Source organism: Streptomyces sp. NTH33, assembly GCF_003236365.1.
Taxonomy (GTDB): Bacteria; Actinomycetota; Actinomycetes; order Streptomycetales; family Streptomycetaceae; genus Streptomyces.
Genome location: NZ_POTZ01000434.1, coordinates 1 through 5,815, shown reverse-complemented (window position 1 = coordinate 5,815; position 5,815 = coordinate 1). Strand labels below are relative to the sequence as shown.

3 protein-coding genes and 1 tRNA gene are annotated in these 5,815 nt (G+C 73.1%); 3 read left to right on the top strand and 1 reads right to left on the bottom strand.

The annotated features are described in order from the left end of the window. Positions 1 to 314: 314 nt before the first annotated feature. From C1I97_RS29730 to C1I97_RS29720, 3 genes are all read left to right on the top strand, one after another. On the top strand, positions 315 to 842 hold the full coding sequence (locus C1I97_RS29730; RefSeq protein WP_111006201.1) for a MarR family winged helix-turn-helix transcriptional regulator: 528 nt from the start codon (positions 315 to 317) through the stop codon (positions 840 to 842). A gap of 41 nt (positions 843 to 883) precedes the next feature. Further along, positions 884 to 957 (top strand) — tRNA-Pro (locus tag C1I97_RS29725). Between the two features lie 271 nt (positions 958 to 1,228). Continuing rightward, positions 1,229 to 2,266: a helix-turn-helix domain-containing protein gene (locus tag C1I97_RS29720; RefSeq protein ID WP_111006200.1), complete on the top strand. Its 1,038-nt coding sequence runs from the start codon at positions 1,229 to 1,231 to the stop codon at positions 2,264 to 2,266. 106 nt (positions 2,267 to 2,372) lie between these two features. On the opposite strand, the gene C1I97_RS29715 is transcribed toward C1I97_RS29720, so the two are convergent. Continuing rightward, positions 2,373 to 5,435, bottom strand: coding sequence for a M36 family metallopeptidase (locus C1I97_RS29715; RefSeq protein ID WP_220040874.1), 3,063 nt, complete (start codon positions 5,433 to 5,435; stop codon positions 2,373 to 2,375). Positions 5,436 to 5,815: the final 380 nt, after the last annotated feature.

The window sequence follows — 5,815 nt, the reverse complement described above, 5'->3', positions numbered from 1 at the left end:
GCCCCCGGGTGGGAACCGCTCCCCACCGCGGGCTGACGCACCGCCCACGCCCCCGGTGGGCGCGGCGCCGCGTCGGCGGTGGAACGCGTGGCGGACGGGGTACCCGTGGTAACGAAGGTGTGGCGCGAACTGACGGAGCGCGCGGCCGGGTTGGGGCTCGTCCCGCCCGTACCGGCGCCCTCCGTCCGCCGCACCGCCGCACGCCGTCGGCTGTGGGAGGGGGACGGCCGGCGGCGTGCACCCGCCGACCGCGGCGCCGAGCGGAGAGGCCGGACTTTACTTGCGTAAGGCAACTACGTGGTAAGCTCCGGATTATGCCCACCTCATCGTCGCCCACCGGACCGGTCTCGCCGGAAGTGGCCGAGATCGAGCGCGCCCTGATGCGCATCACCTACCTGAGCACGCGGGCCCGGCAGCACGAGAGGCTGATGGGCCTGGCGGGTGTGCCGCTGGACCGCGCGGCGGTCGCGCTGCTGCGCCAGATGGCCGACTGCGAGCCGCAGCGGCCGGGCGAGCTGGCCCACCGCCTCGGCGTGGAGCCCTCCCACGTGACGCGCACGGTGCAGCAGCTGCAGAAGTCCGGCCACGTCACCCGCGTCCCCGACCCCGACGACCGCCGGGCCCAGCGCATCCGGCTCACCGAGGCGGGCCGGGACGCCATCACCCGCGTACGCGAGGCCGGCGCCCGCAGCATGCAGCTGGCCCTGGCCGACTGGTCCCCCGAGGAGCTGCGCCGGCTCGCGACGCTGTTCCACCGCATGGTCGACGACTTCTTCGCGTACGCCGAGGCCGTCGACAGCGAACAGGAGGCCTGCGAACCCGCGAAGGCCCGCATACGGTAAGGTTTACCTGCGCGTTCACGCGGACCACCGCACGAACGCCACGGGACGTGGCGCAGCTTGGTAGCGCACTTGACTGGGGGTCAAGGGGTCGCAGGTTCAAATCCTGTCGTCCCGACTCGAAGGAGTCGCAGAGCAGGGGTCGTTTCCGAGTACTCGGAAACGACCCCTTGATCATTTCTGGTCGGGTGGGAGCGCCGAACCCGACGCGGTTGGTGAGGGTGCGCGTTCGGGGCCCGCGCCCGGGGAGCGGGGCCCTTCGCGGCGTACGCACTGCTGGCGGAAGAGGACGGTGGCGCGACAAGATCTTCTCTCCGGCGGCTCCGGCCGACCGGAAGCCGGTCCCGGTGACGGGGACCGGTGCGGGACCGGAGGAGGAGAGGAGCGCCATGTTCGAGACCGCCAGTCTCGACTCCGTGGAGGTACGTGCGTACCGCACCCTGGTCAGGGTGCCGGAGGCCACGCCGTCCCAGCTCGCCCGCAGCCTGGGCCTGTCCGGGCGGGAGGCGGCCGCGCTCCTCGACACGCTGGAGGCCAAGGGGCTGGTGAGCCGCGCGGAGGGGTCGGCACACCGTTTCCGGGCGTCGCCGCCGGACCTGGCGCTCGGTCCGCTGCTGCTGAGCCGGCAGCAGGAGCTGCAGGCCGCGCAGTCCGTGATGGCGAAGCTCACCGAGGAGTACCACAGCGAGGCCCGGCGCCGGGGTGCGGGCGAGGCGGTCGAGACCGTCACCGGGGCGCAGGCGATGGCCCGGACGTTCGACCAGCTGCAACGCGGTGCCCGGGGCGAGATCCTGGCGCTGTGCAAGCCGCCGAACGTGGCGGTGCCGTCCCGGGGCAACGACACCGAGCTGGAGGTCCTGGCCTCGGGGGTGCGGTACCGCGCGGTCTACGAGAGGTCGGCGCTGGAGGTGCCGCCCGAGGTGTACCGGATCCGGGAGTTCGTCGGGCGCGGAGAACAGGCCCGGGTCGCCGCGGAGGTCCCGGTGAAGATGGTGGTCGCGGACCGGGAGCTGGCCATGCTGGTGTCTTCGTCCGCACGGTCCTCCGGCGCGGGCAGCCCGCCCGCCGACCCGTCGGCCGCTCCGTGTGCCGACCCGTCGGCCGAGCCGTCCGCCCTTCTGATCCGCCCCGGCGCGCTGCTCGACGCCCTGGTCGCGTTCTTCGAGAGCCTGTGGGCGGGCGCCTCCCCGCTGGTGCTCACCGAGGACGGGCTGGCCGGCGAGAGGGAGTCCGACCGGACCCCTGCGCCGGAGGACCTGCTCCTGCTCTCGCTGCTGCTCACCGGGCTGACGGACACCGCGATCGCCGGGCAGCTGGGCACGAGCCTGCGCACCGTCCAGCGCCGCATCCGCGACCTGATCGAGTTCGCCGGGGTCCGGACCCGGATGCAGCTGGCCTGGGAGGCTGCCCGCCGCGGCTGGCTGTGACGGACGGCCGCCACGCACCGAGAGGCCCCGACCCGTGCGGACGGGTCGGGGCCCTCGCGGAACCGTGCGGGGTGCCGGTGCCGGACGCACCGTCACCGCCGCCTGATCAGTGCTCGAACACCTGGAACTCCGAGGCCCGCACGTTGAACGCCGCCGTGGAGCCGGTGGCGCAGTCGGTCACGTTGTTCGGGTCGTTGTCCTGTTCGCCCGCGAACGCCGGGCCGCCGATGCACTGGTTGGTGACGGTCTCGAAGCGCAGGTCGGTCGCGGTGGTCTGCGGGATGCCGAAGCTGCGCATCGTCAGGTCCGGCGCCGCCGGGCGCGGCTTGCCCGCCGCGAAGGCGTCCGCCGGGCTGGTGTAGACCGGGCGGAACTGCTCGGGCTTGGAGCAGTCCACCGACTCGGTGCGGGTGCAGGCCGAGACCTGGAACTGGCGCAGGGCCGAGAAGCGGCTCTGGCTGCCGGTGTCGCCGCCCGGGTCCCTGCTGTCGGTCGGCCGGTTCAGGGCGCTGACCTGGATGCGGCGGATCTTGCTCGGACCGTCGCCGGCCAGGTGCACGGTGACGCCCTTGCCGACCACCGACGTCCTGGCCTTGTCGCCGACGAACGCCCAGTTGGTGCCCTCGTCGTCGTCGATGAGACGGCCCAGGTTCAGTCCGTCGCCGGTGACGGTGGCGCCGGCCGCCGCCGAGGCCAGGTTGCGCTCCATGTGCACCGGGACGGTCCGGTTGGACTTGCCGCCGACCTGGAAGTCGAACCGCATCAGGCCGTAGCCCGGGGCGACCGCGACCGCGTCGTAACGGCCGGGGGTGAAGCGCGCGGTGGTGTCGAGGCCGGAGGCCGTGCCGGCGACCGGCGTGGTGCGGGTGCTGAAGTGGCCGATGTGGACCTTGGCGCCCTCGATCACCCTGCCGCCGTCGGTGATCTTGAAGGTCACCGTGCCGTTCTTGCCGTCCGGGGTGGAGAAGTCCGCGTGCGGCCGGGTGTCGCTCGTCGAGGTGGCGGTGGCGCCGATGCCGAGGCCGCGCTTGGCGAACGCCGCCCACATGACGTCCACGTCGGCGCCGCCGAAGCGGATCCGGTCCGCGGCGAGCATCGCGTCACGGGCGTCGACCATGGTGATCCGGCCGTCGGCCATCAGCAGGTAGGAGTCGAACATGAGCTGGATCCAGCGGCGGCCGCCGCCGCAGTCCTCCACCGCGGTCTTGCCGGCCGCGCACGAGGCGAGCGTCTTCCTGGACGGCTCACCGTGCTTGCCGACGAGCGCCTGACGCACCTCGTACTGCACGGCGTTCCAGATCTCGCCGTCGGAGTGCACCTCCGCCCCGCCCATGTCGTAGCCGAAGTTGGAGTAGTTGAGAGGGTTGCTGTCGATCGCGAAGTTGCGGATGCCGCGTTCGTTGTTGTCGGTCACGTACGGGCCGACGACCCACGGGTTCACCCCGGCCGGGACCGCGCCGGTCTCGATCAGCCGCTCGCTGGCGACCAGGTCGCTCCAGGACTCGCCCATCGAGCCGCCGTGGGAGCCGGAGATACCCGCGTCGGGGCCGGCGATCATCCGGTTGGTGATGGCGTGGGTGTACTCGTGGCCGATCACGGAGGCGTCGAAGTCGCCGTCGGCGCAGCGCCCGTAGAAGGCACCGGCCTGCGGCTGCCACAGGTACATGTTGGTCAGCGCCACCCCGCCGTCGGCACCGGTGCTCTGGTTGGCGTTGTTGCGGGTGCTGGGGTTGCTGCCGCCGGAGCGGGCCACGCCCATCTCCGGGTCGCCGCCCTTGCCGCCCAGGCCGTAGTTGTCGTGCTGCATGTTCCACGCCTTCTCGGTGAACCCGAGGTGGTACGAGAAGTCGTGCATCACGTTGTGCTGGGCGAACAAGTTGCCGATCGCGGCGTCCCGGTCCGGCTGGGCCGGGTCGGTCAGCACCTTCGGGTCGCAGCCGCTGGCGTGCCAGGCGTCGGTGTAGGAGTAGTCGTAGGCGCGGTCGGGCCGTACGTCCGGGGTGATGTTGAGCCAGTTGCGCCCGGTGGCCTTCAGGCCGTCACTGGCGAAGGCGCTGGAGCCCAGCGTGGTGCCCGGCTTGTAGGAGCTGCCGTAGGTGCCGCCGCCCTTGCCGGAGGCGATGTCCCAGGCCTGGTGCGGTGCGCCCGGCGCGTCGTCGCCGACCGTCCGGTCGCAGCCCGGCGCCGCCGTCCAGCACCAGGTCTCCCGGGTGTCGGCGGAGGAGTCGTCCAGCGGCGGCGAGAAGGGGAACACCTTCCACCGGGGGTTGCCGTCCTCGGTCCCGTCCACCAGCTGCTCGGAGTCCACCAGGGAGTGCCGGGCCAGCACGTCGCCGGTACGGGCGTCGACGATGCTGTCGTACAGCTCCGGCTCCTCGCCCGCGGTGCCCGCCTGCACCTGGTAGGCGGAGCGCACCGTGCCGTCGGGGTCGGCGACGACCACCGGGCGCACCATCTGGGTGCCGTCCAGGTCCGCGGCCTCGTACTTCTGCCACTTCCCGGTGTCCGCGGTCCCGGTCAGTCTGCCGGGCGACAGGGTCACGTCGGCCAGCGCGGCCCTGATGGCGTCCTGCTCCGACAGCGTCGCGGGCTGCGGCGTGCCGGTGACGGGGGTGAGCGCGCCGGTGACGCTGACCACGGTGCCGTCGACCACGCCCACGGCGACCTGGCCGTCCCGGCCGAAGGGCAGGCCGTCGACCTCCTGGGCGAGCAGCACCGCCGCACCCTTGCCGATCGGCGTGTTCGACACCAGCTTCAGGCCGTCGACCTGGTCGGGGGAGATCCCGAACAGGGCCGCGGTGGCCTTCAGGTAGGCGCGGGCGGCCTGCTCGGGCGCGGCCGGCAGTCCGGTCGCCAGCGTGGTGCCCTCGCCGTCCGGCACGACCGCCGCCGGGGTGCCGTAGCGGCTCCAGCTCACCCGGACGTCGGCCTCGGCCGCCGCCCCCCTGGCCTTGGCCGACGGGGATCTGTGGGCCCCGGGCAGGTCCTTGTCGGGCTTGCCGTGACCGTGGGCGTCGAGCATGCCCGAGCCCGAGTCCGACGACCGCGGCCGTGCCGGGCCCGGGTCGGCACCGGCGGACGGTGTCTGGATCACCGCGACGATGCACGCCGTGGCCAGCGCAAGGACGGTCCGCCGCGCACGTGTGGAGCGTCTGGAGTATGCGCGCACTCGTACCCCTCTCCTCGTGGAAGGACCGGACGGAGATCGCCCGTCCGGGACTCGCGGAGACTGGCACGCGGCGCGTTGCCGCAGGAATGGCCCTGCGTGGCGGAAACATGACACTGCGCGGTTCCGCCAGGGGGCCGCCGGGTGTCGTCGGTCCGGGCGGCCCTCATGTCGTCGTGGCTCAGGCCGCTGCCGTCGTGGCTCAGGCCGCCCCGAACGTTGAGAACGCCCACCCCGTCGCCTGGTGCGTCGCGTCGCCCGCCACCGCAGCCGCCACTGCTCCTCGGTCAGCCCGGCGGCCTGCAGGTGGTGCCGGGTGCGGAGCAGTTTCCTGCCGCCGCGCACCACGTGCACCCGCCCGGCCTCGAAGTCGGCCCGCACCC

Coding starts and splice junctions, on each gene's coding strand:
- C1I97_RS29720 (WP_111006200.1), top strand. CDS start 1,229: ATGTTCGAGACCGCCAGTCTCGACTCCGTGGAGGTACGTGCGTACCGC.
- C1I97_RS29730 (WP_111006201.1), top strand. CDS start 315: ATGCCCACCTCATCGTCGCCCACCGGACCGGTCTCGCCGGAAGTGGCC.